This is a genomic window from Amycolatopsis sp. NPDC051128 (assembly GCF_040682715.1).
Lineage (GTDB): Bacteria > Actinomycetota > Actinomycetes > Mycobacteriales > Pseudonocardiaceae > Amycolatopsis.
Window position 1 is genome coordinate 109258 of sequence record NZ_JBFBBN010000015.1, and the last position, 23962, is coordinate 133219.

A 23962-nucleotide genomic window follows, 5' to 3' on the forward strand; every position below is an offset into this window, starting at 1 on the left:
GTGGACGTCTGCACCTGGTTCGTGCTCCGGCCGCTCAACGCGGAGGGCGGACCGGCCGGAGGAGGCAGCCGGTCACTGCCCCGCCAGAACGAGGTCGGGCCCGAGCCAACCGCGGCTCGGTCGTCGAAAGGATGCGCGCATGAAGATCCGCGTCGAGCGTGACGGGCTCGCCGACGCCGTCGCGTGGGTGGCCAGAAGCCTCCCCTCCCGGCCTCCGGTGCCGGTACTGGGCGGCGTGCTCCTCGACGCCGGTTCGGACGGCGAGACCGACGCGTTGACGGTCTCGGGTTTCGACTACGAGGTCTCGGCCACGGTCGGGGTCCCCGCGACGATCGCCGACGGCGGCCGCCTGCTGGTCTCCGGCAGGCTCCTCGCCGACATCACCAAGGCGCTGCCCGCGCAGCCGGTCGAGATCTCCGTCGACGGTGCGCGCGCCACCATCACCTGCGGCAGCGCGCGGTTCTCCCTGCCGACGATGCCGGTCGAGGACTACCCGCAGCTGCCGTCCCAGCCCGCCTTCGCGGGCGAGCTCGCCGGCGACGCGTTCGGCCAGGCCGTCACCCAGGTCGTCGTCGCCGCGGGCAAGGACGACACGCTGCCGATGCTCACCGGCATGCGGCTCGAGATCTCCGGCAGCTCGCTGACCCTGGTCGCGACGGACCGGTTCCGGCTCGCCATGCGCGAGTTCACGTGGCAGCCGGCCGAAGGTCTCGCCGACGCCGCGGTGCTCGTCCCGGCCCGCACCCTCGCCGAGGCGGCCAAGACGCTCGGCGCGAGCGGCGCCACGATCCGGCTCGCCCTCGCCAGTGGCGAAGGGCTGCTCGGCCTGTCCGGCTCCGGGCGCTACACGACGACCCGGCTGCTCGACGCGGAGTTCCCGCCGTACCGCCAGCTGCTGCCCGCGTCCCACTCCTCACGCGCCGTCATCGACGTGTCGGCGCTCACCGAGTCCATCAAGCGCGTTTCACTGGTGGCGGAGCGGGGGACTCAGGTACGACTGGAGTTCGGGGACAACACGCTGCGGTTGTCCGCGGGCGGTGACGACGAGGGCAGCGCCGAAGAAGAGCTGCAGGTCGAGTACGAAGGTGAGCCGGTGACCATCGCGTTCAACCCGGGTTACCTCGTCGACGGCCTCGGCGCGCTGCACAGCGACCGGGCGGAGCTGACGTTCACCACGCCGAACCGGCCCGCGCTCATCAAGCCCGCCGACGCCGAGGGCAACGTCGTCCCCGGCTACCTCTACCTCCTGATGCCGGTCCGCCTCCCGGGCTGACCCACACTTTCGTTAGCACGTAAGGGGAACTCATGGTTCAGCTCGGTCTGATCGGCCTGGGCAAGATGGGCTTCAACATGCGTGAGCGGCTGCGCGCGGCCGGTCACGAGGTGGTCGGCTACGACCGCAACCCGGACGTCAGCGACACGACCTCGCTCGAAGACCTGGTGTCCAAACTGGACGCCCCGCGGATCGTGTGGATCATGGTCCCGGCCGGCGAGCCGACCCGGCAGACGATCACCGAGCTGGGCAACCTGCTCGCCGCGGGCGACATGGTGATCGACGGCGGCAACTCGAAGTACACCGACGACAAGCTGAACGCCGACCTGCTGGCGGCGAAGAGCATCGGGTACCTCGACTGCGGTGTGTCCGGTGGCGTGTGGGGCAAGGAGAACGGCTATGGCCTGATGGTCGGCGGCGCGGCCGCCGACGTCGAGAAGGCGATGCCGATCTTCGACGCGCTGCGTCCGGAAGGCCCGCGCGAAGAAGGCTTCTCGCACGCTGGCGACGTCGGCGCGGGCCACTACGCGAAGATGATCCACAACGGCATCGAGTACGGCATGATGCAGGCCTTCGCCGAAGGTTTCGAGCTGCTCGAGGCGGCCAAGGTCGTCAAGGACGTGCCCGCGGTGATCAAGGGCTGGCAGCGCGGCACCGTCGTCCGGTCCTGGCTGCTCGACCTGCTCGTGCGCGCCCTCGACGAGGACCCGGAGCTGGACGACCTCGAAGGCTACGTCGAGGATTCCGGCGAAGGCCGCTGGACGCTGGAAGAGGCGATCAACAACGCGGTGCCGGCGCCGGTCATCTCGGCCGCGCTGTTCGCGCGGTTCGCCTCGCGCCAGGAGCACTCGGCCGCGATGCGCGCGGTCGCCGCGTTGCGCAACCAGTTCGGTGGCCACGCGGTGAAGAAGGCCGGCGAGTAAAGGAGCACTGGTGTATCTGCGGCACTTGCAGGTCACCGACTTCCGCTCCTGGCCACAGGCCGATCTCGCCCTGGAACCGGGGCCGACCGTGCTGGTCGGCCAGAACGGTCGCGGCAAGACCAACCTGCTGGAGGCGATCGGCTACGTCGCGACGCTCGGTTCGCACCGCGTCGCGACGGACGCGCCGCTGATCCGGCACGGCTGCGAGCGCGCGCTGGTGCGGGTCGCGGTGGTCAACGACGACCGCGAGCTGACCGTCGAGCTCGAGATCACCGCCGGCCGGGCGAACCGGGCCCGGGTGAACCGTGGCGCGGTCGGCAGGCCGCGTGACGTGCTCGGGATCCTGCGCACGGTGCTGTTCTCCCCGGAGGACCTGGCGCTCGTGCGGGGAGACCCTGGCGAGCGACGCCGGTTCCTCGACGAGCTGCTGGTGCTGCGCGCGCCGCGGTACGCCGGGGTGCGGGCGGACTACGAGAAGGTGCTGAAGCAACGCAACGCCCTGCTGAAGACGGCGGGGAAGCGACGCACCGGTCGCGAAGACCCGTACGCGCTTTCGACGCTCGAAGTCTGGGACGACCACCTCGCGGTGGCGGGCGCGGAGCTGCTGGCCGCGCGGCTGAACCTCGTCGCCGACCTCGCGCCGCACGCGGCTTCGGCGTACATGGGGGTGGCGCCGGACTCACGTCCGGCGAAGATCTCCTACCGGTCGTCGCTCGGCGCGGACCTTCCGGCGACGTACGGCGTACCGGATGGGGAACGGGCGCAACCCGATGTCCTCAAGGACGTCTTGCTCAAGGCGCTCGGGGAAGCTCGCAAGGCGGAGCTCGAGCGCGGGATCAGCCTGGTCGGCCCGCACCGGGACGAGCTGGAGCTGATCCTGGGCGAGGCGCCGGCCAAGGGCTACGCGAGTCACGGCGAGTCCTGGTCGTTCGCGCTCGCCCTCCGGCTCGGCAGCTACGAGCTGCTGCGCGGGGAGGCGGGCGAACCGGTGCTGCTGCTCGACGACGTGTTCGCCGAGCTGGACCGCAAGCGCCGGGCCAGGCTGGCCGAGGTGGCCGCGAGCGCCGAACAGGTGCTGGTGACCGCCGCGGTGAACGAAGACGTGCCCGAAGAACTGGCCGGCCGCCGGTTCGTGGTGGCGGATGGTGAGATCACGCGTGGCTGAGCAGGGCGGACGCGGGGCGGCAAGATCGAGTCGGCCACCCGGTGTGATCGCCGACACAGCAGTTACCCACCGATCTGGGGACAAACCTGTGGACAGTGTGGATAAACCCGTGCCCGCGTTATCGCCGGGCGTGATAAAAACCCCGAATCGGCCGCTTGACACCCCCCGTACGGGGAGTAACCCACCCGGGCAAACCTCGTCGAACACGCAGCGTGATGGTGCCGCTGGTCCGAACGGGACACCGGCCACGGGCCGGGACCTCGCGCACGCCGCGCTCGAGGCCGCGAAGGCCAAGGCGAAAGAGCGGGGCGTGCCGCCGGGGTACCGGCGCCGCGCGGCGGGCGGCGGTGGCCAGAACCCCCGGCGTCGCCGCTGGTCGGGGCCGGGCGCGGACGCGCGCGACCCGCAGCCGCTCGGCCGGCTCGTCTCCCGGCTGGTCAGCGACCGCGGCTGGAACGAGAGCGTCTCCACCGCCCGCGTCTTCGCGCAGTGGGGGCGGCTCGTCGGCGAAGACGTCGCCGAACACGCGCAGCCGGTCGCGCTCAAGGACGGCGAGCTCACGGTCCGCGCCAGCTCCACGGCCTGGGCCACCCAGCTCCGCCTGCTGCAGGGAAAACTGCTGGCCAAGATCGCGGCGGGGGTCGGCAACGGCGTCGTCAAGCGGATGCGGATCCAGGGTCCGACCGCCCCGAGCTGGCGGAAAGGGCCCCGCCACGTGTCCGGCCGCGGCCCTCGCGACACGTACGGCTGACCCGGGTTGCGTGATGCTCGGTTGAATGCCCCGAGAACGCATCCAGACCTCCCGAGATACGTCAAGACTCGGCTCAGACCGATTTCGTCCGTCTGTGACGCGCTCAGGGGTGTCCTTGCCGCATGCCAGCGGACGCGGCCAAGTACACTGGGAGGGAGCGAGTGTCCGCTCGGGCGAGACGAGGAGAATCAACGCCGGTGACCGAGAACAAGAGCGAGTACAACGCGTCGTCGATCACGGTGCTCGAAGGCCTTGAAGCGGTCCGCAAGCGCCCCGGCATGTACATCGGTTCCACCGGTGAACGCGGGCTGCACCACCTCGTCCAGGAGGTCGTCGACAACTCCGTCGACGAGGCGATGGCCGGGCACGCCACCAAGGTCGAGGTTACCCTCCTCGCCGACGGTGGGGTGCGCGTCGTCGACGACGGCCGCGGCATCCCGGTCGACATGCACCCCAAGGAGAACAAACCGACCATCGAGGTCGTGCTCACCCAGCTGCACGCCGGTGGCAAGTTCGACAGCGACTCCTACGCGGTGTCCGGCGGCCTGCACGGCGTCGGCATCTCCGTGGTGAACGCGTTGTCGACGAGGCTGCTCGCCGAGGTCAAGTACGGCGGCCGCAGCTGGCGCCAGCTGTACACCGACCAGATCCCGGGCCCGCTCGAGGACCTCGGCCCGGCGACCGAGACCGGGACGACGATGACGTTCTGGGCCGACGGTGACATCTTCGAGACCACGACCTACAACTTCGAGACGATCTCGCGTCGCCTCCAGGAGATGGCGTTCCTCAACAAGGGACTGACGCTGTCCCTGCGCGACGAGCGCGTCGCCGACGAAGAGACCGAGGCGGACGCCGAGGGCAAGGTCGCGCGGGTCAAGGAGAAGACCTACTGCTACCCGGGCGGGCTCGAAGACTTCGTCAAGCACATCAACGGCAGCAAGGACCCGATCCACAGCAGTGTGATCTCCTTCGAGGCCAAGGGCACCGGCCTCGAGGTCGAGGTCGCCATGCAGTGGAACAACGGCTTCACGCCGTCGGTCTACACGTTCGCCAACACGATCAACACCCACGAGGGCGGCACCCACGAAGAGGGCTTCCGCGCCGCGCTGACCCGCGTCGTCAACACGTACGCGCGCGACAAGAAGCTGCTCAAGGAGAAGGACACCAACCTGACCGGTGACGACGTGCGCGAGGGTCTCGCCGCGATCGTCTCGATCAAGCTGTCCGAGCCGCAGTTCGAGGGCCAGACCAAGACCAAGCTGGGCAACAGCGAGGCCAAGACGTTCGTGCAGCAGCAGTCGAACGAGTGGCTGGCGGACTGGTTCGAGCGCAACCCCGCCGAGGCGAAGACGATCATCAACAAGTCGATCTCCTCGGCACAGGCCCGGATGGCCGCGCGCAAGGCGCGTGACCTGGTGCGCCGCAAGGGCGCGCTCGACATCGGCGGCCTGCCCGGCAAGCTCAAGGACTGCCGTTCCACGAAGCCGGAGGAGTGCGAGCTCTACATCGTCGAGGGTGACTCGGCCGGCGGCTCGGCCAAGGAGGGCCGGGACTCGATGTACCAGGCGATCCTGCCGATCCGCGGCAAGATCATCAACGTCGAGAAGGCCCGGATCGACCGCGTCCTCAAGAACACCGAGGTCCAGTCGCTGATCACCGCGCTCGGCACCGGCATCCACGACGAGTTCGACCTCGAGAAGCTGCGCTACCACAAGATCGTGCTGATGGCCGACGCCGACGTCGACGGCCAGCACATCACCACGCTGCTGCTCACCCTGCTGTTCCGGTTCATGACGCCGCTGATCGAGCACGGCCACGTCTTCCTGTCGCGGCCGCCGCTGTACAAGATCAAGTGGCCGCGGGCGGAACCGGAGTACGCGTACTCCGACCGCGAGCGCGACGCCGTCATCCGGGCGGGCGTCGAGGCCGGCAAGAGGCTCCCGAAGGACGACGCGATCCAGCGCTACAAGGGTCTCGGCGAGATGAACGCCGAAGAGCTGTGGGAGACCACGATGGACCCGGCCAACCGGCTGCTGGGCCGGGTCACCCTCGACGACGCCGCCCAGGCCGACGACCTGTTCTCGGTCCTGATGGGCGAGGACGTCGAGGCTCGCCGTTCGTTCATCACGCGCAACGCGAAAGACGTGCGTTTCCTGGACGTGTAGGCGTCCCCGTTCGTTGTCCCGCTAGGACTCTCCACTCGAGAAGGACCCCATGACGGAAACCTTGCCGCCGGCTCCGGACCACGACCGGATCGAACCGGTCGACATCCAGCAGGAGATGCAGCGCTCCTACATCGACTACGCGATGAGCGTCATCGTGTCGCGCGCGCTGCCGGACGTCCGGGACGGGCTCAAGCCGGTGCACCGGCGGGTGCTGTACTCGATGTTCGACTCCGGCTTCCGCCCGGACCGCGGGTACAACAAGTGCTCTCGCGTCGTCGGCGACGTCATGGGCAACTACCACCCGCACGGCGACTCGGCGATCTACGACGCGCTGGTCCGGCTCGCCCAGCCGTGGTCGATGCGGTACCCGCTGATCGACGGGCAGGGCAACTTCGGCTCGCCTGGCAACGATCCCGCGGCCGCCATGCGGTACACCGAGTCCCGGCTCGCGCCGCTGGCCATGCAGATGCTGGCCGACATCGAAGAAGACACCGTCGACTTCTCCGACAACTACGACGGCCGCACGCAGGAGCCCGACGTCCTGCCGTCGCGGTTCCCGAACCTGCTGGTCAACGGCGGTTCCGGGATCGCGGTCGGGATGGCGACGAACATCCCGCCGCACAACCTGCGCGAGGTCTCCGACGGCGTCGTCTGGGCGCTGGAGAACCCCGAGGCGACCGACGACGAGCTGCTGGCCGCGCTGCTGGTCCGGATCAAGGGCCCGGACTTCCCGACCAAGGCGATGATCCTCGGCACGTCCGGCATCGAGGACGCCTACCGCACCGGCCGCGGCTCGGTCCGCATGCGCGCGGTCGTCGAGGTCGAGGAGGACGCGAAGGGCCGCACGATCCTGGTCGTGTCCGAGCTGCCGTACCAGGTCAACCCGGACAACCTGGTCGAGAACATCGCGAACCTGGTCCGCGACGGCAAGCTCACCGGCATCTCCGACATCGCCGACGAGTCCAACAGCCGCTCCGGCATGCGGATCGTCGTCACCGTCAAGCGGGACGCCGTCGCGAAGGTCGTGCTGAACAACCTGTTCAAGCACACCCAGCTGCAGCAGAACTTCGGCGTCAACATGCTGGCGCTGGTCGACGGCGTGCCGCGCACGCTGCGGCTCGACCAGATCATCCGGCACTACGTGAAGCACCAGGTCGAGGTCATCGTCCGGCGGACCCGCTTCCGGCTGAAGAAGGCCGAGGAACGGGCCCACATCCTGCGTGGTTACGTCAAGGCGCTCGACGCGCTCGACGAGGTCATCGCGCTGATCCGGCGGTCGCCGTCCGCCGACGAGGCCCGGCCGGCCCTGATGGAGCTGCTGGACGTCGACGAGATCCAGGCCACCGCGATCCTCGACATGCAGCTGCGGCGCCTCGCCGCACTGGAGCGCCAGCGGATCATCGACCAGCTGGCCGAGATCGAGCTGGAGATCGCCGACCTCAAGGACATCCTCGAGAAGCCCGAGCGGCAGCGCGCGATCATCCGCGACGAGCTGATGGCCATCGTCGAGAAGTACGGCGACGACCGGCGCACGAAGATCATCGGCTTCAGCGGCGACGTCACCGACGAGGAACTCATCGCCGTCGAGGACGTCGTCGTCACCATCACCCGCACGGGGTACGCCAAGCGCACGAAGACCGACCTGTACCGCTCGCAGAAGCGCGGCGGCAAGGGCGTGCAGGGCGCGACGCTGAAGCAGGACGACATCGTCCAGCACTTCTTCGTCTGCTCGACGCACGACTGGATCCTGTTCTTCACGAACAAGGGCCGCGTCTACCGGACCAAGGCGTACGAGCTGCCCGAGGCCAACCGCAACGCGCGCGGCCAGCACGTGGCGAACCTCATGGCGTTCCAGCCGGACGAGCAGATCGCCCAGGTCATCGAGATCCGCAACTACGAGGTCGCGCCGTACCTGGTGCTCGCGACCAAGCGCGGCCTGGTGAAGAAGACCAAGCTCACCGACTTCGACTCGAACCGCTCCGGCGGCCTCATCGCCATCAACCTGCGCGAAGGCGACGAGCTGGTCGGCGCGGTGCTGGCGGCGGCCGAGGACGACCTGCTGCTGGTGTCCGCGGAAGGCCAGTCGATCCGCTTCCACGCGACGGACGAGGCGCTGCGGCCGATGGGCCGCCCCACCTCCGGCGTGCTCGGGATGCGGTTCAACGACGGTGACGAGCTGCTCGGCATCAGCGTCGTCAAGGAGGACAAGTTCCTGCTGGTCGCGACCGACGGCGGGTACTCGAAGCGCACGCCGATCGAGGACTACCCGGTCCAGGGCCGCGGCGGCAAGGGCGTGCTCACCATTCAGCACGACCGGAAACGTGGCAGGCTGGTGGGTGCGCTCATCGTCGACGCCGAGGACGAGCTCTACGCGATCACCTCGAGCGGCGGCGTCATCCGCACGCCGGCGCGCGACGTGCGCAAGGCAGGACGGCAGACGAAGGGGGTCCGGCTGATGAATCTCGGCGAAGGAACGACTCTTCTCGCGGTCGCACGCAACGCGGACGAGCCCTCGGACGTCGCCAATGGTGAAGCCCCGGAAGCACCTGAAGCGGGTGAAGAAACGACGGCGCCGTCAGAGCAGTAAGTTCACTGCGGACAGCGCCCCCACGGCACGGGTAAGGACTGACTCTTCGTGACACCATCCGAAAAACCCGAGGCAGCGGGTTCGAACGGAACTCCGGCGAGCCCGCCCTGGCAGCGGGTAGACAAGGACGGCGACTCCGAGGCAACGGTGAAGCTGGCCACGGATGAGACGCTCTACAAACCCGAGCCGGCGGCCGAGGAGCCACAGCCCGCCGCCGCCGAGAGCGACGTGGTGACGGGCAGCGCGGCCCCCCGCCTGTTCGGCGGCGGGGCCGACACCCCGCCGTCAGGCGAGCCGTCCGCGGCGGCCATCCCGTCGGCGTCGTCCCAGCGTGCCCGCCCGAGCGCGTTGAGGCGCCCGGGCCGCGGCCCGCGCCGGGCGAGCCTTCAGGTCAAGCGCTTCGACCCGTGGTCGGTGCTGAAGCTGTCCCTCGTACTGGGCGTCGCGATGTTCTTCGTCTGGCTCGTCGCGGTGGGCGTGCTGTACACGGTCCTCGACGGCATGGGCGTCTGGGCCAAGCTGAACGGAACGTACTCGTCCCTGGTGGGCGGCGAAGGCGCCAACGCATCATCGGAACCACTGATCAGCGCGGGCCGCGTATTCGGCATCGCGGCGATCTTGGGAGCGATCAACATCGTCCTGGTGTCGGCACTGGCCACGGTGAGCGCGTTCATCTACAACGTGTCGGCCGACCTCGCGGGCGGCCTCGAGGTCACCCTGTCGGAACGGGAGTAACCCGGTTGCAGGGCCCCTCCGGGGGTCCTGTACAGTTCTCCTCGTTCAAGGGCCTATAGCTCAGGCGGTTAGAGCGCTTCGCTGATAACGAAGAGGTCCCAGGTTCAAGTCCTGGTAGGCCCACGCAGGAAAAGGCCGGTTTGCGAGTCCCGCAAACCGGCCTTTTTGCTACCTGGGCGACTAAGTGGGCGACTATGCCGCTCGGTCGTCGTCGGGCGTGCCGAACAGCTTGTCCATCGCGGTCGTGCCCTCCTCGATGACCGGCCGGAGCTGGTGCCGGTAGACCAGCTCCGTCACGGCTGTGCCGTTGTGGCCCATCAGGCGCGAGATGTCCTCAATCCTGACGCCGCTGTCCGAGAGCAGCGACGCGAAGCTGTGCCGCAACTCACGAGGAGTCCAGTCGGCCGCCTTCAGCCCTGCCTTCGCTACCACCTTCCGGAACGCCCGCCGGACGTTGGCCGCGTCCAGCTCAGTTCCGACATCGGAAGCGAACACCAACCCGCATTCCGTCCAACGGTCGCCGGCTCGGCTTCGACGACTTGGCGTACACCTCCGCCTCCAGGGCGATCAAGGCCGCAGCCGAGTCGGATGCTCCCGAGGTCGAGGCAGCGATTTCGCTGCGCTACCTCGCGTGGACGCTGGTCCGCCAGGGGCGGCCGGAAGATGCTGAGCGCGTCGCTACTCAGGCGGCCGCCGCGATCGAACCGCGGATGCTCGACCGGGACCCCATGCGCGCTGGCGTGTTCGGCAACCTGCTGTTCAATGCGGCAACCGCTGCGCTTCGAACAGGGAGCACTGGCCGCGCGGAGGATCTCCTTGCCGCCGCTCACGCTGCTGCGATCCGGTCACGAGGCGACACGGCCACGGAGGCGGCGATCTTCGGGCCACGCGTCGCCGCACTTCAGAACGTCGAACTTGCCGCGCGCGCTGGCGACCCCGAACAGGCGCTCCGCCTGGCGGCCGCCGTGCCGGACACTACCGGCGATGTCCCGGCCTTCTGGGAAGCCGGCCACCGGCTGTTTCTCGCGGCGGCGGCCGCGGACCTTCGCCACGATCGAGACGCCCTGGGATGGCTTGCCGAAGCCCGCGACCTCGCGCCGGACTGGGTGCGATATCAGCCGCTCGGCAAGACCACGATGCGGCGTCTTGTCGATCGAGCGACCCGGCGCCGCGGGCCAGACTTTGCCGCGCTCGCAGCCCACTACGGCGTCGTTGAGTAGGATCGCACGACGACGAGTCTTCGCGGAATGCCAGGCGGCAGGATGCCAGTCCCGCCCCCGATGGACGAGCGAGCGACTAACGGCACGGATGGGTCCACCTAGTGCGGCGTCCAGTAACGATCACCGGGTTGGCGCCACGCCGGGTCGGCTGTATGACTCGAACAGCTCTGCCGCGCACTCTCCGATCTTGCCGGGAGAGGGCGGATTGAGGTGCGTCATGCCTCAACCTGTCCAGGCCTGTCGCCTCACTCCAGGGTCCAGACCAGTACCGTTACGCCTGGTCCGTCAGGGGTTACCGCGAGTCGATCCGGCTTCGCCGCGCGCTGATCATCATTGCCTCGGCATCCGGGACCATGGTGCCCGCGATCGCCCGCCCAGTGGCCGCCGACGAGGACGCCGTACGAGGTCGTCCACGCATTCAAGCTCGCGCTCCACATAGGTGATGTGGCCTCTGGATATGGCACGCGGCCCGATCTACGTTAAACGGAGACGACGACCAAGGGTTACCTCGCCCAGGGTGTATGCAGTTCTGAACGCTCGTATGAGGTCGTCAGACGAAGGCCATCCGTCGTCTGGATGAGCGCAGCAAAGTCGAACCTGTCGCAGATGATCGACGTCGTCAAAGCGTAAGCCACTGATTTGAACGACGTGGCCAACTGCGAGTTTCGGGTCCGGAGCGAGTTGGAGAAGCCGCGCCCATGTATCCATCACGCGCACCACTCCCATACCTTTTTGGGGTTCTTTGGGCGCACAGTCCGTCAATCCTTGGAGGCGATGGAGCTTGGAACTCGGACGACCGCTCTCCCTTGCCGGACCTGTCCCTGATGCCGACACAGGGGTCAAACGGATATTATGGGTTAGCTCACTCAGAGCGTGCGCAGTCATGAACGCTTGTGTGAGATTATCAGACGAAGGCCATCCGTCGATCGTATGAGCGCAGGTATTCCGAGCTTGCCGCATATGCTCAACTTGTTTATAGGAAAGGCCATTGTATCGAGCGATGTGGGCAACTGCGCGGTTCGGGTCCGGAGCGAGTTTGAGAAGCCGCGCCCACGTGTCCAACAAGTGGACCACTCCGCTGCCGTCCTTGGGCGCATAGTCCGTCAATCCTCCGAGTAGATGGGTGTTGGACTTCGTGCCCCGGCGCACTTGCCAGTCAGGTTTCTCGCGCTGCTGCATGGCAGATGATTATTGCTGTCCGCGCAAGCCCATGGCTATGTGTTCGATGAACCAAACACGATCTAGCTGGTGCAATGACCACAAACTTCGGGCGGTGTTGACCACCTGTTGCGCAAGCTCGGTCAGGTTGGTCAGCATGAGTGAGGGCTGCGTCTCGTCCACACCACCATAGTCGATGACACGCTACGGAATGTGACATCTGACGACCCAGCTCATTGCTGGCGCTTGCCCTTCGTGGCCATGACTTGCTCTTCCGTGCCGGAGCTGGGCAGACACTTCGCTGCCTGCATACAACCGACATCGCTGAAGGCGGGCGACAAAGTGGGCGACAATCGCGGAGGTCGTCGGCGGTCATCGGTGGACGTCCATGGACAGTAAAACGCGAGGTCACGCGACGTCTGCCATGATCGGAAAGTCGTGATCTTGCCCTGATAACGAAGAGGTCCCAGGTTCAAGTCCTGGTAGGCCCACGCAGATCAAGCCCGGTTCACTTTTCTCTGGTGAACCGGGCTTTTTGCTGCCTGCCTGACTAAGTGAGCCTTTCCCTGGGGTCTTCCTTGATGTCACCGGACTTGGCGACGAAGGTGCCCTGGTCCCAGACGCGGGCGCGCCAACCAGGCTCTTCCGTTGACGTCTGACCCCTTTCGAGGCTGTCTTCGCCGGAAGGTGACGACATCGGGGATCGACCCTGAGATGTCCTGGATACGGGTCAGCCCTGCCGGGAAGAGAAGGACCGGCAGGGCTGAGCGGTAACAGTCGGCGCGCACCACGGTCGCCTCTCGGCGATTTGGCGCATCGCGGCTCCAGCCGGACGGAACTCCGCGACGGCGATGGGTGAGGCCCGGGGGACACGGTGGGCACACCGACCGGTGGATACAACGGCGCGACCTGGTCCGGTATTTCCCGGGGCGTGTGACGTGCGTTACCGGCAAGATCGTGGTTCCACGTGGAACCACGGTGCCCGGCACCCGCCCCGCACCCGGTGCAGTAACATCACGGGGTAAGAGAAGCAAGCTGAGAAGGGGGCTTCGGTGAAGAAGCTGCTGGCACTCGCGGTCATCGCGGGCGGCGTCCTGTTCGTCGTGAAGCGCAACAAGGCGGCCAAGGCCGAAGCCGACCTCTGGCGCGAGGCGACCGCGCCGGTCCCCTCCAACAACGGCACGACCCCGGCCAAGCCGGCGGGCGCGTCCCACAACTGAGTCTTCCGCGGGCGGTACGCCGCCCGCGCCCGGGGCTGTAGCTCAATTGGTAGAGCACCGCCTTTGCAAGGCGGGGGTCAGGGGTTCGATTCCCCTCAGCTCCACACGTGACGAAGGCCAGGTCGCTGCCGACCTGGCCTTCGTCGTCGCCGGACTCACTCGAGGAAGCTGATCACCGCGTCCCGGCCCGCGTGGCCGCGCTCGCGGTTCTGGATCGAGTGCGACTCGCCCGGCACGATCACCAGCCGGCCCTGCGGTGCCTGAGCCGCTTCCTCCCGCGCCCACTCCAACGGCGTCGACAGGTCACGGTCGCCGTTGAGCAACAGCACCGGGACGTCCGGGAGCCGCGTGGGCGGGTTCGAGCCGACGCGCTCCGCCGGCCATGGGAGGCAGCCCTGGATGAAGCCCTGGTGCGTCGCGACCGCCGTCGTGTACGGCCACGTCGCCTGGGCGGGCAAAGTCCGCTCCACCAGGGAAAGGGCCGGCTGCCGGAGCGCGACCGGCGTGGCCGACGTACCCCACGGGAAGCGCTGGTCCGCGCACAGCGTCGCCACGTGCAGGCCGGTGCTGTAGACCGCAGGGTCGACGTTTTCTTCGGTGTAGGACGTCACGACCTGGTCGAGCCAGTCCGGCGAGCCGCCGCGAGCGGCGTGCAGGGCGCCGATGATGTCGCCCGCCGCCTGACTGCGGTAGGTCGGGTCGTTGAACTCGTACTCGACGATCGCGTCGAAGATCTTCACGCCGTCGGCCGCGCTGCGGTGGCGCACCACCCACGCCAGGTCCTCCGCGGGGTCGAAGCCGCACGCCGGTGCTACCGAACACGCCTCCCGCAGCACGCGGGCTTCGGCCGTCAAACCCGTCAGGTACAGGGAGTTCGACACCGTCGCGTGGTGGGGCAGCACCGAATCGAGGACGACCTTGCTGACGTTGCCCGGGTGCGCGATCGCGTACCGCGCCGCCGTGAACGCGCCGTACGAGACGCCGTCGACCACCATCTTCGACACGCCCAGCGCCTGACGGAGCCGGTCGAAGTCCGCGACGCTCTGGTCGGTCGAGTACAGCGGCGCCGTGTCCCCGAGGATGCGCGCGCATTCCGCCACCGCTTCACGCGAGGGCGTCGCGATGTCCGAACTGCCCACCTGCGCCTGCAGGCCCGGGCACCGCAACGCGCCCGCGCCGGTGCCGCGCTGGTCGAGCATGACGAACCGGTAGTCCTTGGCGAGCTCGGGCAGCCGCAGGCCGGCGATGCGCGAGATGATGCCGACGCCGCCCTGGCCGGGCCCGCCGGCGAGGAGCAGCAGGACGCCCTTCGGTGCGGTCACGTTGTCCGCGGTCGCGACGGGCAGGTCGAGCGTGCCCGGCACGCGGCCGGTGTGGTCGAGCGGCACGGTCAGGGTCGAGCAGGTGAAGCCCGGTTGTCCCGGGCACGGATGCGGGTCCGTCAGCTTCGGTCGTCCCCCAGGACGCGCGTCGGCCGCGGCCACACCCCCGAGTGCGGCGGTCAGCGCCAGGACCAGCCCGGCGGTCAGGATCTTCGAGCGCATGGACGCATCATGCGCACATCCGGCCGTGCGCGGCATACCCCCGATCAGGGCTTTACGCAGGAGATCTTCGCCCGCCGCGCCGGGGCCCGTCAGGGCCAGAGGCGCTCGCGGACCCACCCGCCGTCGGTCTTCCGGTACCGCAGCCGCACGTGCCGCCGGTCGTGACTGGCCTGCCAGAACTCGACTTCGTCCGGGTCCACGAGGTACCGCGTCCACGTTTCCGGGGCCCCGTCCGGGTTGTCCGCGACCCAGTGTTCCGCCTCCGCGGCCGCCGCGTCGAGGTCCGCGGGGTCGTGCAGCACCTGCGACTGGCGCCCGATGAACGCCTCGACGCGGGACGCCGGCGGCCGGGCCAGGAAGTCCGCCGCGGACACCTCTGGTGCGGCAGTGGAGACCGGGCCGCGCAGCCGGATCTGACGGCCCCGGCCCGGCCAGAAGAACGTCAACGCCGCCCGGGGGTCCTTGCTCAGCTGGCGGCCTTTCGGGCTTTCCGCACTGGTGGCGACCGCCCAGCCGGCGGGGCCGACGTCCTTGAGGATCACCACCCGCGCGTCGGGTGCGCCATCGGCGTCCACTGTGGACAGTGTGACGGCGTGCGGCGCCAGCACGTGCTCGCCGGCTTCGGTCAGCCACTCCACGAACAGCGACTGCGGGTCCGGTGGCGCCGTTTCCGGTGCGAACACGGGAAGTTCTTCGGGGAACGACGGCCAGCCGCGCAACGAAACCATGTCACTAACCGTACGGCTGGTGTCCCGGCGGTGGGTACACCGGCGGCTGCGGACCGGCCTGGCCGGCGTACGGCGGGGGCGGCACGGGCGGCGCGGCCATCGGTGGCTGCTGCTGCCAGCCCGGAGGAGGCGGTGGCTGCTGGACCGGAGGAGGCGGCGGTTGCTGCGCCTGCTGCCACTGCACCTGCTGGTAGACCTCGGCGGGCTGCGGGAAGCAGTACGTCAGCCTGGCGTTGACCGAGCCCTGCATCGCGGCGCCCCAGAACTTCCCGCCGACGAACGCGTACATCTGCCCGGCCGAGAGGTCCACCGCGACCATCCGGGTCTCGCCGCCGAACTGGTTGCCCGACTTCGCCGACGCCGCCTGCGCCGCGTCCGGGTACACGCGCTGGCCGACGAGCCCGGCGATCACCACCGAAGCCGCGGTCCAGCCGGCCGTGCCGACCATGTTCGCGCGGGCGTACTGGGTGGCGCGGCCGGTGAAGTCGTACAACGCCGCGGCGCTGACCTCCGGGACGGCGGCGGCGACCACGCAGTAGTTCATCGTCGACAGCAGCACCGACTCGGTGAACAGACCGACGACGGCCGTGGCGGGGCCGATCTGCACGGAGTTCAGCCGGCCACCGGAACGCTGGACGCGTTCGGCCACCGCGCCGAGGTACTGCTCGGGGGTGAGCACGCCGGACCTCCCTCACTGAGACAACCGGAGCCATGAAGGACACCGCCATGCTCTCACGGCGACGTCAGCCAGCGGGTTTCACACATGCTTCATGGTTGACTGTGCGCGCTATGCGACGACTCGTACTTCTCGTGCCCGCCGTGGTCCTCCTGGCCGGCTGTGGCCCCACCATCGTGTCCGGCACCGCGTCCCCCAGCCGGCCGTCCACCGCCGTTGCCGCGGGCACCGGGCTGCCGCCGGATCCGCAGCCGGGGGCGACCGAGGACTGCCCGTACCTCGGCAGCGAAATCGTGGCCGAGGCGAACGGCCAGCACGTGTCGAAGGTGCGCGTTTCCGCCGACCAGCCGCACCCGGCGTGCTTCTTCTATCGCCCGGACGGGAAGATCCAGCTCACCATCCGGGTGTACGTCGGGCAGCCGGACGTCGCGACGGCGCTGGTCAACAAGGCGGCGCCGGTCGAGACGTCCAACCCGGCGAGCGACCCGGCGGGCTGGAAGGGCGGCTACCTGTCGACCGACAATGGCGCCGTGTACGCGGTCTCGAAGGGGGCTTCGGCGGTCATCGCGACGACCAATCAGAAGCAGAGCGTGAAGGCACGCACAGTGGTGAAGAAGGCTATCGCTGCGCTCAAACTCTAGGTAGTGGCCTCCGCACAGGTGCGTGAATTTGATCTTGTATTACCCTGTGCGGCACGCGCAAATCCACCCCCTCGGGATTCGCGCACCGCAGCAGACCGGGAGCCGCCGCAGGTGTCCCGGGGCGGGGCACTCACTGCAACGACAAAAGGACAAGATTCGTGGCTGACACCCTCAAGGAAATCCTGCTCGACTCCAGCCGGCGCCCGGCTGTCGTGAGCGACCTGGAAGGCCTCGTGGACGCGGAGGTCTCCGACAAGGGCGGCGTTTCCGGTGCCGTCGTGAAGACCGGCTTCGCGGCCGTCAAGAAGATCAAGCCGGGCATCATCCCCTCGGCGGTCGACACCCTGCTGGACGACTTCGCCAACGCGCTCGAGCCGTTCTACGGCGACTACCGGGCCAAGGGCGGCAACGACTTCGGCGCCTACCTGACCAGCCGCTCGGACGAGGCTTCCGACGCGCTGCTCACCGTCACCGACTCCCGCGCGGAGAAGAGCAGCCGCGACAGCATCAAGAAGGTCTACTCGAAGCTGCGCCCGAACGGCAAGAAGAACGTCGAGGAGGCGCTGCCCCGGCTCGGCGCGCTGATCGACAAGCACGCCGCCACGGTCTGATCGGATCCAGGCACGACTGAAGAGGCCCCCGGGTGCACCCCCCGGGGGCCTCTTCGTGTCGGCCTCAGTTCTTCTTCTCGGCCGGCGCCGAGGACGGCGCCTTGCTGCCGTTCCCCGCCGGGCTCGGCTTCGCCGCTTCGGCGGGCTTCGGCGGCGCGGGCGGCGTGGCCTTCGGCGGCGCGGGGGCGACCGGGGGCTCCTGCTTCGAGCGGAGCACGTAGGCGGCGCCGGCGCCGACCACGAGCAGACCGGCCAGCCACGGCCAGCGGCGACGGCTGCGCGTGCCCTTGGCCGCGGCCTTCGCCTCGACGACAGCGGCGTAGAAGTCCTTCTTCGCCGCCTTGAAGTCCTTCTTGCCGTGGCGCTTCGACTCGCCGGCCGCCTTCGCGGCCTTGATGGCGGCCTTCTTCGCCTTGCGGCCCGGCTTGCGCAGCTCGGAGAGCCGTGCGAGGGCCTCCTTGCGGGCGGCCTTCGAGCTCTTCTTGAGCTCCTTGCGGGTCAGTTCCGTCTTCTTCGCCAGGTGCTTCTGGACGCGGCGGCCGGACTTGGCCCCCTCGGAGACCAGCTTGTCGGCGGCTTCGACGGCCTGGGCGGACGCCCGGGACATGGCCTTCACCTCATCAATCGTTTTGGCACTGCTTTGTTGCCCGTAACCTATCGTGCCCTTTTTCGCGCTGCTTCGCTCCGTCTTCCTGCGTGAGTACCCGGTTACGCACCCGGCAAAGCCCCGGACCCCCCGAAAGCTTGAACAGATGGCACGATGAAGCTCGTGAAAGCTACGCTGCACACCAACCAGGGTGACATCCACCTGAACCTGTTCCCCGACCACGCGCCGAAGACGGTCGCGAACTTCGTGGGGCTCGCGGAAGGCACCAAGGAGTACTCCCAGCCGAACGCGGCGGGCACGAACTCCGGCCCCTTCTACGACGGTTCGATCTTCCACCGGGTCATCGACGGCTTCATGCTGCAGGGCGGCGACCCGACCGGCACCGGCCGCGGCGGCCCCGGCTACAAGTTCGGCGACGAGTTCCACCCGGAGCTGCAGTTCAGCAAGCCGTACCTGCTGGCCATGGCCAACGCCGGGCCCGGCACGAACGGCTCGCAGTTCTTCATCACCGTCGCGCCGACCACCCACCTGAACTTCCGGCACACGATCTTCGGCGAGGTGGCCGACCAGGAGTCGCGCAACGTCGTCGACGCGATCGCTCGCACGTCGACCGGCCCGGCGGACCGTCCGCTGACCGACGTCGTGATCGAGAAGGTCACTGTCGACCACGAGGGCTGACTCGGACGGATTTCGGTAGGTTGGTTCCATCGTGAACCAACCGCCGAACCCCGCCGCCGAGCAAGCCGCGCTGCCCGGGTGCTGGTGGCACCCGAACCGCCCGACCGGGCTGAGCTGTTCCCGGTGCGGGCGTCCGGCGTGCCCGGATTGTCTCCGGGAGGCCCCGGTCGGCTTCCAGTGCACCGACTGCGTGCACGCCGGTGGCCAGCAGCAGCACCGGCAGCACCGCGGCTACCAGGAAGCCGGCTTCGGCGTGCGCACCATCGCCGGGGCCCGGCCGTCGCCGTCCGTCCTGGTCACCCAGGTCATCCTGGCGGTCAACGTCGTCATCTTCCTCGTCACGGCGATGCAGGCCAGGAGCCTCAGCGACAATCAGGTGTCCGACGTCTTCCAGCTCGGCGTGTTGTGGGGCCAGGCGACGTTCGGTGCCGACGAGTGGTGGCGCCTGTTCACCTCGGGCTTCCTGCACTACGGGCCGATCCACATCGCAGTCAACATGTTCTCGCTGTGGATGATGGGCCGCGCGCTCGAGCCGGTCTTCGGGAAGGTCCGCTACCTCGCGCTCTACTTCGTCTCGATGCTCGGCGCGTCCACGGCCGTGCTGCTTTTCGACAGCCTTGACGGCGGCACGGCGGGCGCGTCCGGTGCGCTGTTCGGCCTGATGGGCGCCTACGCGGTCATCGTGCTGAAGCTGCGCCTGAACCCCACCGGGCTGATCATCACGCTCGCGCTGAACGCGTTCATCACCTTCGGGGTCGCGAACATCTCGATCCTCGGCCACGTCGGCGGTCTCGTCACGGGCGCGCTGGTCACCGTCGCGCTGTTGTACGCGCCGAGCGCGCGCCAGGCGACCTGGCAGGCGGCCGGGGTCGCGATCCTCGTCGTCGCGATGGTCGGGCTGCTGCTCTACAAGGATGCCCAGGTCGCAGCGCAGACGTGCCAGTTCGTCCAGCACCGCGGCCAGCAGCTCTACAGCTGCGGCTAGCTCCGCGCGCGCAGCGTGCTGAGCACGTCCAGGACGTCGCGGGGATCCTCGCCGAGGTCCAGCCACCCGAAGACGTACAGCTGGTCGTCGTGCTCGATTTCGAGGGTGACGCCGTCGCGGCCCATCCGGCGGGTCGTGCGCAGCCGGGTGCGGGTCTGTGCCCACGGAAGCCGGTGGGTGCCGCTCAGCGTCCGGGCCCGCAAGCCCTCGGCATCGGCGGCCAGCCGGGGCCGGACGAGCGTCGCGTGGGCGGCGAACGCTCCGGCGGCCAGCGCCGCCAACGCGAACAGCACCAGTCCGCCGCGGTCGCCGGTCAGCGCGTCGGCCACCACGCCGACCAGCAGCAACGCGGTGACCGCCCAGGCCGATACCACAACGGCCTGACGCGGCGCCCAAGAGGTGGGGTAGTTATCCACAGGGGTTATCCACACTGGGGATGAGTCACACCGCTGTAATTCGGCGTCAAGCCGCCAGGTGGAGTAATAATCAGCGCCAACGCATAGTCATGAGCAGACCGGCGATCATCAGCGCGAACCCGCCGGCGAAGTTCCAGTTGCCCAGGTCGGCCATCCAGGAGATCTTGTCCCCGGCGATGTAGTTCACCAGCAGCCAGATCAGGCCCAGGAGCATCAACCCGAACATCGGGATCTTCCAGGCGAGGCCGGTGGGGCCTGCGGCCCGCACCTTCACCGGCGTACGCCGGTCGGCAGGCGGGGTGTAAGCGGTCTTCTTGCGGACCTTGGACTTGGGCATCGTGTGTTCCTCGCGGTGCTCTTCGGGCTCGTCTGGTGGCGATGTCCCGCTGAGGGTGCGCAACCAGCGCCACGTGCACACGTTAACGTAAACGACCGCAGGAAAGCAGCGGCCAGGCGTGGTCGGATTTCCCGCACCGTGACTTTGGCGTCACCGAGGGTTCGACGCGGCTTGAGAGGAGCTTGCGTGGCTACGCGCGAAGGACCGGATGACGACCGGCGCAGACACCCCGGACAACGGCCGATGCCCCCACGCCGGACGCCCCCAACGCCCCCTCGCGGTCAGGTGCCGCCGAGTCAGCCTCCGCGCGGCCCCCAGCGGCCGCCCCGCCGTCCGCAGGGGCCCCCGCCCCGCCGCTACGTCGCGCCCCCGCCGCCCAACGCCAACGAGGAGACCGTCGTCTTCGCCCCGGTCGGGAAGGGCGGCGCCGCGACCAAGGTCAAGCCGCTGGACAAGGGCAGCGTCGCGATCCGGACCGCCGGCGAAATCCTCATCACGCTGGGCCTGGTCGTGCTGCTGTTCATGGTCTACGAGCTCTACGTGACCGACCTGTTCTCGGCGGGCAAGCAGTCCGAGGCGAGTGACCAGCTCGACGGCGAGTGGGCACACGACCGCACGCTGCACCCCGAGCTGATCGACGGCAAGGCGTTCGCCCGCATCCACATCCCCGGCTTCGGCGTCGACTACAACTTCACCATTCAGGAGGGCACCGACGATGCCGCCCTCGAGGTCGGCCCCGGCCACTACAAGGGCACGGCGCTGCCCGGCGAGCCCGGCAACTTCGCCGTGGCCGGCCACCGCGTCGGCAAGGGCGCCCCGTTCAACGACCTGGACAACCTCGCCTCCTGTGACCAGATCGTGATCGAAACCTCCACCGACTTCTACATCTACAAGGTGCTGCCGTACGACGACGAGGTCGACAACTGGGCCGCCGGCAAGGGCGCCGCCCCGGCGTGCAAGGGCGTCTCGACCCTCCGCGAGCCGAACGCCGAAGACGGTGGCGCGTACAGCGAGACGTTCGGCCGCAAGGTCGTGCTGCCCAGCCAGGGCACCGCGGTGAACCCGGTCCCGTACAAGGGCGCCGACGCCCTGCCGAAGGCCCAGCAGGCCGCGCTGCTCACCCTCACCACCTGTCACCCGCAGTTCTCCGCCCGCGAGCGGCTCATCATCACCTCGGTGCTGACCCAGCAGGTGCCGAAGAACCAGGTCAAGGACTACGGCGACCTGCTTTCGAAGATCGGGGAGGCCTGATGTACGCCTGGATCTGGCAGCACCTGCCGGGCCCGTTCGCGGCGAAGCTGACGCTGGCCGTGGTGCTCGTACTCGGCGTGATCGCGCTGCTGATGTTCGTGGTGTTCCCCTGGCTGGAGCCGCGGCTGTGGTTCAACGAAGTCGCGGTCAACTGAGGTTCGCGCGGCCGAGCTCATCGCGCGGATCGGCACCGAGGTGCTGCCCGCGCTGCGAGCTAGCAGTCCCGCAGTTCCGGGCTCTGGTTGAGCAGCTGACCGCGCGGCGAGACGAACGCGCGGTAGCGGTCACCGGCCAGCTCGGAGTTCTTGAAGACAGCGACCCGGTGGCAGTTCTGGAAGGCCAGCTTGACGCCGAAGTGCCGCTCGAGGCCGCCGCGGATCGCGTCCGACGCCAGCGCCCGCAGCAGCTGACCGCGAGCGGCCTCGCTCGGCGGCGGCGTCTCGTTGTCGGCGAAGCCGTCCGCGGCGCCCTCGGCGTCGGCGATCACGCCGGTGATGATCTCCCAGGCGTAGGGCAGGGATTCCTTGACGCAGGTGACGAACTCGGCGTCGGAGACCTCCCCGCGCTCGGCCTTCTCCAGCAGCGCGGGTGACACGTCCAGGGACATCGAACCTCCAGTTTGAGCGGGGCCACCTCCCTGGCTACCGGCCGGGTGGCCCCGCCACAAGAGAAAACGATGATCATCACCAGTATGGCGGAAGGGTCGGTCACTCCCAGCGGAAGAGCCGCGCCGCCAGCACGGTTCCGGCCACCGCGAAGGCGGCGAGCACGACCAGCTGCAGCGGCTGCACGCCGTCGCCGACCCAGGCGTCCTGCAGCGGCTGGGAGCCCGGCGGCACGTAGTCGCCGATCCGGCGGAGGACCTCGGGCAGCAGCGGCCGCGGCAGGTACACGCCGCCGAAGAACATCGTCGGCAGGAACGCGATCATCGCGATCCCGTTGGCGGCCTTCGACGTCGGGGCGACCGCGGCCGCGACCAGGCCCAGCGCGAACATCGAGACCACCCCGAGCAGCAGGGTGAGCAGGAACGCGGCCGGGTGCTTCGGCATCGGCACGTCGTAGACGACGTTGGCCAGTCCCAGCACGAGCCCGATGCCCGCCAGCGCGATGACGACGTGGATCAGCAGCTGCGCGCCCAGCAGGTTCGCCGGGTGTACCGGCGTCGTCGCGAGCCGCCGCAGCACACCCTGCTCGCGGTAGGCCGCGACGGCGCCCGGGATCGACTGCAGGGCGAGCATCGCGAGGCTGATGACGATCAGCGACGGCACCCACGCGTCGATGAACCGGTACCCGCCCGCTTTGGCGCTCGGCTCGGTCATGCCCGGGATGGCGCCGATCGCGAGCAGCAGGACGGCCGGGAACAGGATGCCCGCGAGCGGCATGAACGGCGTGCGGAGGAAGAGTTTCGTTTCGGTGGCGGTGATCTTGGCGAAGGTGTGCACGGTGTTCTCCTCAGCGTCCGGTCAGGGTGACGAACGCGTCGTCCAAAGTGGCTGCGTCGACGGATCGGCGCAGCTGGGCGGGGGTGCCGGTGGCGACAACGCGCCCGGCGTCCAAGATCGCGACGCGGTCGCAGAGCCGTTCGGCTTCGTCCATGAAGTGCGTGACGAGCAGGACCGTCACGCCGGTGTCGCGAACCGCCTCGACGAGCTGCCAGGTGTCGCGGCGGGCGTGCGGGTCGAGCCCGGTGGTGAGTTCGTCGAGGATGGTCAGCTCCGGGTTCCCGACCAGGGCGAGTGCGATCGACACGCGCTGCTTCTGGCCGCCGGAGAGCTTCCCGAAGAAACTGCGGGCGTGGTCTCGCAGGCCCAGCTGGTCGAGCAGGATGTCGACGTCGGCCGGCTCCGGATAGAAGGAGGCGAACAGCTCCAGCGCCTCGCGCACCCGCAGCTTCGCGGGCAGCTGGCTTTCCTGGAGCTGGACGCCGACGCGGCGGGTCAGCGCCGCCCGGTCGGTCGCCGGGTCGAGGCCGAGCACGGAAATCGTGCCGCCGTCGGCCCGGCGGAGGCCTTGGAGGCATTCGACGGTGGTGGTCTTCCCGGCGCCGTTCGTGCCGAGGATGCCGAAGATTTCGCCGCGCTCGACGGTGAACGAAACGCCGTCGACCGCGACCCGGGTGCCGTAGTTCTTGCGGAGGTCGGTGACTTCGATGAGGGGCATGGCTACGAAGCTACGAGCGGGCGGCGCGGCGGAGAATGACGCTGAAACCCCAGCTCAGGTAGCGTTTTGCTGACGCGGGGGTGGGGTTTTCCCACCCCGTTTGTGGGGCTTCGCGCAATGCGCGGTCCGGC

General features: G+C 68.8%; 26 protein-coding genes and 2 tRNA genes. 17 read left to right on the forward strand and 11 right to left on the reverse strand.

Annotation, left to right across the window (positions count from 1 at the left end):
• Nucleotides 1–139: 139 nt before the first annotated feature.
• The 8 genes from dnaN to AB0M82_RS18180 all read left to right on the forward strand — a co-directional run bounded on the left by dnaN (nt 140) and on the right by AB0M82_RS18180 (nt 9722).
• On the forward strand, nt 140–1273 hold the full coding sequence (gene dnaN, locus AB0M82_RS18145) for a DNA polymerase III subunit beta (RefSeq protein WP_364722847.1): 1134 nt from the start codon (nt 140–142) through the stop codon (nt 1271–1273).
• 32 nt (nt 1274–1305) lie between these two features.
• The gene (gene gnd / locus AB0M82_RS18150; RefSeq protein ID WP_364722849.1) at nt 1306–2196 is read left to right on the forward strand and encodes a phosphogluconate dehydrogenase (NAD(+)-dependent, decarboxylating); all 891 of its coding nucleotides are present in this window, start codon (nt 1306–1308) and stop codon (nt 2194–2196) included.
• Between the two features lie 10 nt (nt 2197–2206).
• Nucleotides 2207–3361: a DNA replication/repair protein RecF gene (recF, locus tag AB0M82_RS18155; protein WP_364722851.1), complete on the forward strand. Its 1155-nt coding sequence runs from the start codon at nt 2207–2209 to the stop codon at nt 3359–3361.
• Nucleotides 3362–3491: 130 nt separating this feature from the next.
• A complete protein-coding gene (locus AB0M82_RS18160; RefSeq protein WP_364722853.1) occupies nt 3492–4112 on the forward strand; it encodes a DciA family protein in 621 nt (206 codons plus the stop codon).
• A gap of 197 nt (nt 4113–4309) precedes the next feature.
• Nucleotides 4310–6277, forward strand: a complete 1968-nt coding sequence (gene gyrB / locus AB0M82_RS18165; protein ID WP_364722855.1) for a DNA topoisomerase (ATP-hydrolyzing) subunit B — start codon at nt 4310–4312, stop codon at nt 6275–6277.
• A gap of 49 nt (nt 6278–6326) precedes the next feature.
• The gene (gene gyrA, locus AB0M82_RS18170; RefSeq protein WP_364722857.1) at nt 6327–8864 is read left to right on the forward strand and encodes a DNA gyrase subunit A; all 2538 of its coding nucleotides are present in this window, start codon (nt 6327–6329) and stop codon (nt 8862–8864) included.
• Between the two features lie 48 nt (nt 8865–8912).
• A complete protein-coding gene (locus tag AB0M82_RS18175) occupies nt 8913–9599 on the forward strand; it encodes a DUF3566 domain-containing protein (protein WP_364722859.1) in 687 nt (228 codons plus the stop codon).
• A gap of 49 nt (nt 9600–9648) precedes the next feature.
• A tRNA-Ile gene (locus AB0M82_RS18180) sits at nt 9649–9722 on the forward strand.
• A gap of 69 nt (nt 9723–9791) precedes the next feature.
• Here the strand turns inward: AB0M82_RS18180 and AB0M82_RS18185 are convergent.
• The gene (locus tag AB0M82_RS18185) at nt 9792–10094 is read right to left on the reverse strand and encodes a tyrosine-type recombinase/integrase (protein ID WP_364722861.1); all 303 of its coding nucleotides are present in this window, start codon (nt 10092–10094) and stop codon (nt 9792–9794) included.
• Between the two features lie 44 nt (nt 10095–10138).
• On the opposite strand from AB0M82_RS18185, the gene AB0M82_RS18190 reads away from it, so the two are divergent.
• Nucleotides 10139–10819 (forward strand): hypothetical protein, encoded by a 681-nt coding sequence (locus AB0M82_RS18190; protein ID WP_364722863.1) that lies wholly within the window; start codon nt 10139–10141, stop codon nt 10817–10819.
• Between the two features lie 1188 nt (nt 10820–12007).
• Here AB0M82_RS18190 and AB0M82_RS18195 read toward each other — a convergent pair.
• Nucleotides 12008–12160, reverse strand: a complete 153-nt coding sequence (locus AB0M82_RS18195; RefSeq protein ID WP_364722865.1) for a hypothetical protein — start codon at nt 12158–12160, stop codon at nt 12008–12010.
• A gap of 869 nt (nt 12161–13029) precedes the next feature.
• Here AB0M82_RS18195 and AB0M82_RS18200 point away from each other — a divergent pair.
• Together AB0M82_RS18200 and AB0M82_RS18205 are read left to right on the forward strand one after the other, a co-directional pair.
• Entirely contained in the window at nt 13030–13197 is a 168-nt protein-coding gene (locus AB0M82_RS18200; RefSeq protein ID WP_086679331.1) for a DLW-39 family protein, read from the forward strand.
• Between the two features lie 31 nt (nt 13198–13228).
• Nucleotides 13229–13301 (forward strand) — tRNA-Ala (locus AB0M82_RS18205).
• Between the two features lie 51 nt (nt 13302–13352).
• Here AB0M82_RS18205 and AB0M82_RS18210 read toward each other — a convergent pair.
• From AB0M82_RS18210 to AB0M82_RS18220, 3 genes are all read right to left on the reverse strand, one after another.
• Complete coding sequence (locus AB0M82_RS18210; protein WP_364722867.1) at nt 13353–14741, reverse strand: alpha/beta fold hydrolase; 1389 nt, start codon at nt 14739–14741, stop codon at nt 13353–13355.
• Between the two features lie 89 nt (nt 14742–14830).
• Nucleotides 14831–15469 (reverse strand): pyridoxal 5'-phosphate synthase, encoded by a 639-nt coding sequence (locus AB0M82_RS18215; protein ID WP_364722869.1) that lies wholly within the window; start codon nt 15467–15469, stop codon nt 14831–14833.
• A gap of 4 nt (nt 15470–15473) precedes the next feature.
• Nucleotides 15474–16148, reverse strand: a complete 675-nt coding sequence (locus tag AB0M82_RS18220) for a hypothetical protein (RefSeq protein WP_364722871.1) — start codon at nt 16146–16148, stop codon at nt 15474–15476.
• 110 nt (nt 16149–16258) lie between these two features.
• On the opposite strand from AB0M82_RS18220, the gene AB0M82_RS18225 reads away from it, so the two are divergent.
• Together AB0M82_RS18225 and AB0M82_RS18230 are read left to right on the forward strand one after the other, a co-directional pair.
• Nucleotides 16259–16786: a DUF2020 domain-containing protein gene (locus tag AB0M82_RS18225; RefSeq protein ID WP_364722873.1), complete on the forward strand. Its 528-nt coding sequence runs from the start codon at nt 16259–16261 to the stop codon at nt 16784–16786.
• 158 nt (nt 16787–16944) lie between these two features.
• Entirely contained in the window at nt 16945–17397 is a 453-nt protein-coding gene (locus tag AB0M82_RS18230) for a hypothetical protein (protein WP_364722875.1), read from the forward strand.
• 64 nt (nt 17398–17461) lie between these two features.
• Here the strand turns inward: AB0M82_RS18230 and AB0M82_RS18235 are convergent, their stop codons facing one another.
• Entirely contained in the window at nt 17462–18004 is a 543-nt protein-coding gene (locus tag AB0M82_RS18235; RefSeq protein WP_364722877.1) for a hypothetical protein, read from the reverse strand.
• Between the two features lie 153 nt (nt 18005–18157).
• Between AB0M82_RS18235 and AB0M82_RS18240 the strand changes: the two genes are divergently transcribed.
• On the forward strand, nt 18158–18682 hold the full coding sequence (locus tag AB0M82_RS18240) for a peptidylprolyl isomerase (protein WP_364722879.1): 525 nt from the start codon (nt 18158–18160) through the stop codon (nt 18680–18682).
• Between the two features lie 31 nt (nt 18683–18713).
• The gene (locus tag AB0M82_RS18245) at nt 18714–19667 is read left to right on the forward strand and encodes a rhomboid family intramembrane serine protease (RefSeq protein WP_364722881.1); all 954 of its coding nucleotides are present in this window, start codon (nt 18714–18716) and stop codon (nt 19665–19667) included.
• On the opposite strand, the gene AB0M82_RS18250 is transcribed toward AB0M82_RS18245, so the two are convergent.
• Both AB0M82_RS18250 and crgA read right to left on the reverse strand, forming a co-directional pair.
• Nucleotides 19664–20041 (reverse strand): PH domain-containing protein, encoded by a 378-nt coding sequence (locus AB0M82_RS18250; protein WP_364722883.1) that lies wholly within the window; start codon nt 20039–20041, stop codon nt 19664–19666. The genes AB0M82_RS18245 and AB0M82_RS18250 overlap by 4 nt on opposite strands.
• A gap of 112 nt (nt 20042–20153) precedes the next feature.
• Nucleotides 20154–20420, reverse strand: coding sequence for a cell division protein CrgA (gene crgA, locus AB0M82_RS18255; protein WP_348952508.1), 267 nt, complete (start codon nt 20418–20420; stop codon nt 20154–20156).
• Nucleotides 20421–20663: 243 nt separating this feature from the next.
• Between crgA and AB0M82_RS18260 the strand changes: the two genes are divergently transcribed.
• Entirely contained in the window at nt 20664–21671 is a 1008-nt protein-coding gene (locus tag AB0M82_RS18260) for a class E sortase (RefSeq protein ID WP_364722885.1), read from the forward strand.
• Entirely contained in the window at nt 21671–21826 is a 156-nt protein-coding gene (locus AB0M82_RS18265; protein ID WP_364722887.1) for a hypothetical protein, read from the forward strand. Before AB0M82_RS18260 ends, AB0M82_RS18265 begins: the two co-directional genes overlap by 1 nt.
• 59 nt (nt 21827–21885) lie before the next feature.
• Here AB0M82_RS18265 and AB0M82_RS18270 read toward each other — a convergent pair whose 3' ends face one another.
• The 3 genes from AB0M82_RS18270 to AB0M82_RS18280 all read right to left on the reverse strand — a co-directional run bounded on the left by AB0M82_RS18270 (nt 21886) and on the right by AB0M82_RS18280 (nt 23831).
• Complete coding sequence (locus AB0M82_RS18270) at nt 21886–22278, reverse strand: SCO5389 family protein (protein WP_364722889.1); 393 nt, start codon at nt 22276–22278, stop codon at nt 21886–21888.
• A 100-nt stretch (nt 22279–22378) separates the two neighbouring features.
• Entirely contained in the window at nt 22379–23113 is a 735-nt protein-coding gene (locus AB0M82_RS18275) for an ABC transporter permease (protein WP_364722891.1), read from the reverse strand.
• 10 nt (nt 23114–23123) lie between these two features.
• Nucleotides 23124–23831 (reverse strand): ABC transporter ATP-binding protein, encoded by a 708-nt coding sequence (locus AB0M82_RS18280; protein ID WP_364722893.1) that lies wholly within the window; start codon nt 23829–23831, stop codon nt 23124–23126.
• Between the last annotated feature and the right edge of the window lie 131 nt (nt 23832–23962).

Excerpts from the sequence above, each read along its gene's own strand:
- dnaN (WP_364722847.1), top strand. The coding sequence starts at position 140 with ATGAAGATCCGCGTCGAGCGTGACGGGCTCGCCGACGCCGTCGCGTGG.
- gnd (WP_364722849.1), top strand. The coding sequence starts at position 1,306 with ATGGTTCAGCTCGGTCTGATCGGCCTGGGCAAGATGGGCTTCAACATG.
- gyrA (WP_364722857.1), top strand. The coding sequence starts at position 6,327 with ATGACGGAAACCTTGCCGCCGGCTCCGGACCACGACCGGATCGAACCG.
- AB0M82_RS18210 (WP_364722867.1), bottom strand. The coding sequence starts at position 14,741 with ATGCGCTCGAAGATCCTGACCGCCGGGCTGGTCCTGGCGCTGACCGCC.
- AB0M82_RS18215 (WP_364722869.1), bottom strand. The coding sequence starts at position 15,469 with ATGGTTTCGTTGCGCGGCTGGCCGTCGTTCCCCGAAGAACTTCCCGTG.
- AB0M82_RS18225 (WP_364722873.1), top strand. The coding sequence starts at position 16,259 with ATGCGACGACTCGTACTTCTCGTGCCCGCCGTGGTCCTCCTGGCCGGC.
- AB0M82_RS18235 (WP_364722877.1), bottom strand. The coding sequence starts at position 18,004 with ATGTCCCGGGCGTCCGCCCAGGCCGTCGAAGCCGCCGACAAGCTGGTC.
- AB0M82_RS18240 (WP_364722879.1), top strand. The coding sequence starts at position 18,158 with ATGAAGCTCGTGAAAGCTACGCTGCACACCAACCAGGGTGACATCCAC.
- crgA (WP_348952508.1), bottom strand. The coding sequence starts at position 20,420 with ATGCCCAAGTCCAAGGTCCGCAAGAAGACCGCTTACACCCCGCCTGCC.
- AB0M82_RS18260 (WP_364722885.1), top strand. The coding sequence starts at position 20,664 with ATGCCCCCACGCCGGACGCCCCCAACGCCCCCTCGCGGTCAGGTGCCG.
- AB0M82_RS18265 (WP_364722887.1), top strand. The coding sequence starts at position 21,671 with ATGTACGCCTGGATCTGGCAGCACCTGCCGGGCCCGTTCGCGGCGAAG.
- AB0M82_RS18270 (WP_364722889.1), bottom strand. The coding sequence starts at position 22,278 with ATGTCCCTGGACGTGTCACCCGCGCTGCTGGAGAAGGCCGAGCGCGGG.
- AB0M82_RS18280 (WP_364722893.1), bottom strand. The coding sequence starts at position 23,831 with ATGCCCCTCATCGAAGTCACCGACCTCCGCAAGAACTACGGCACCCGG.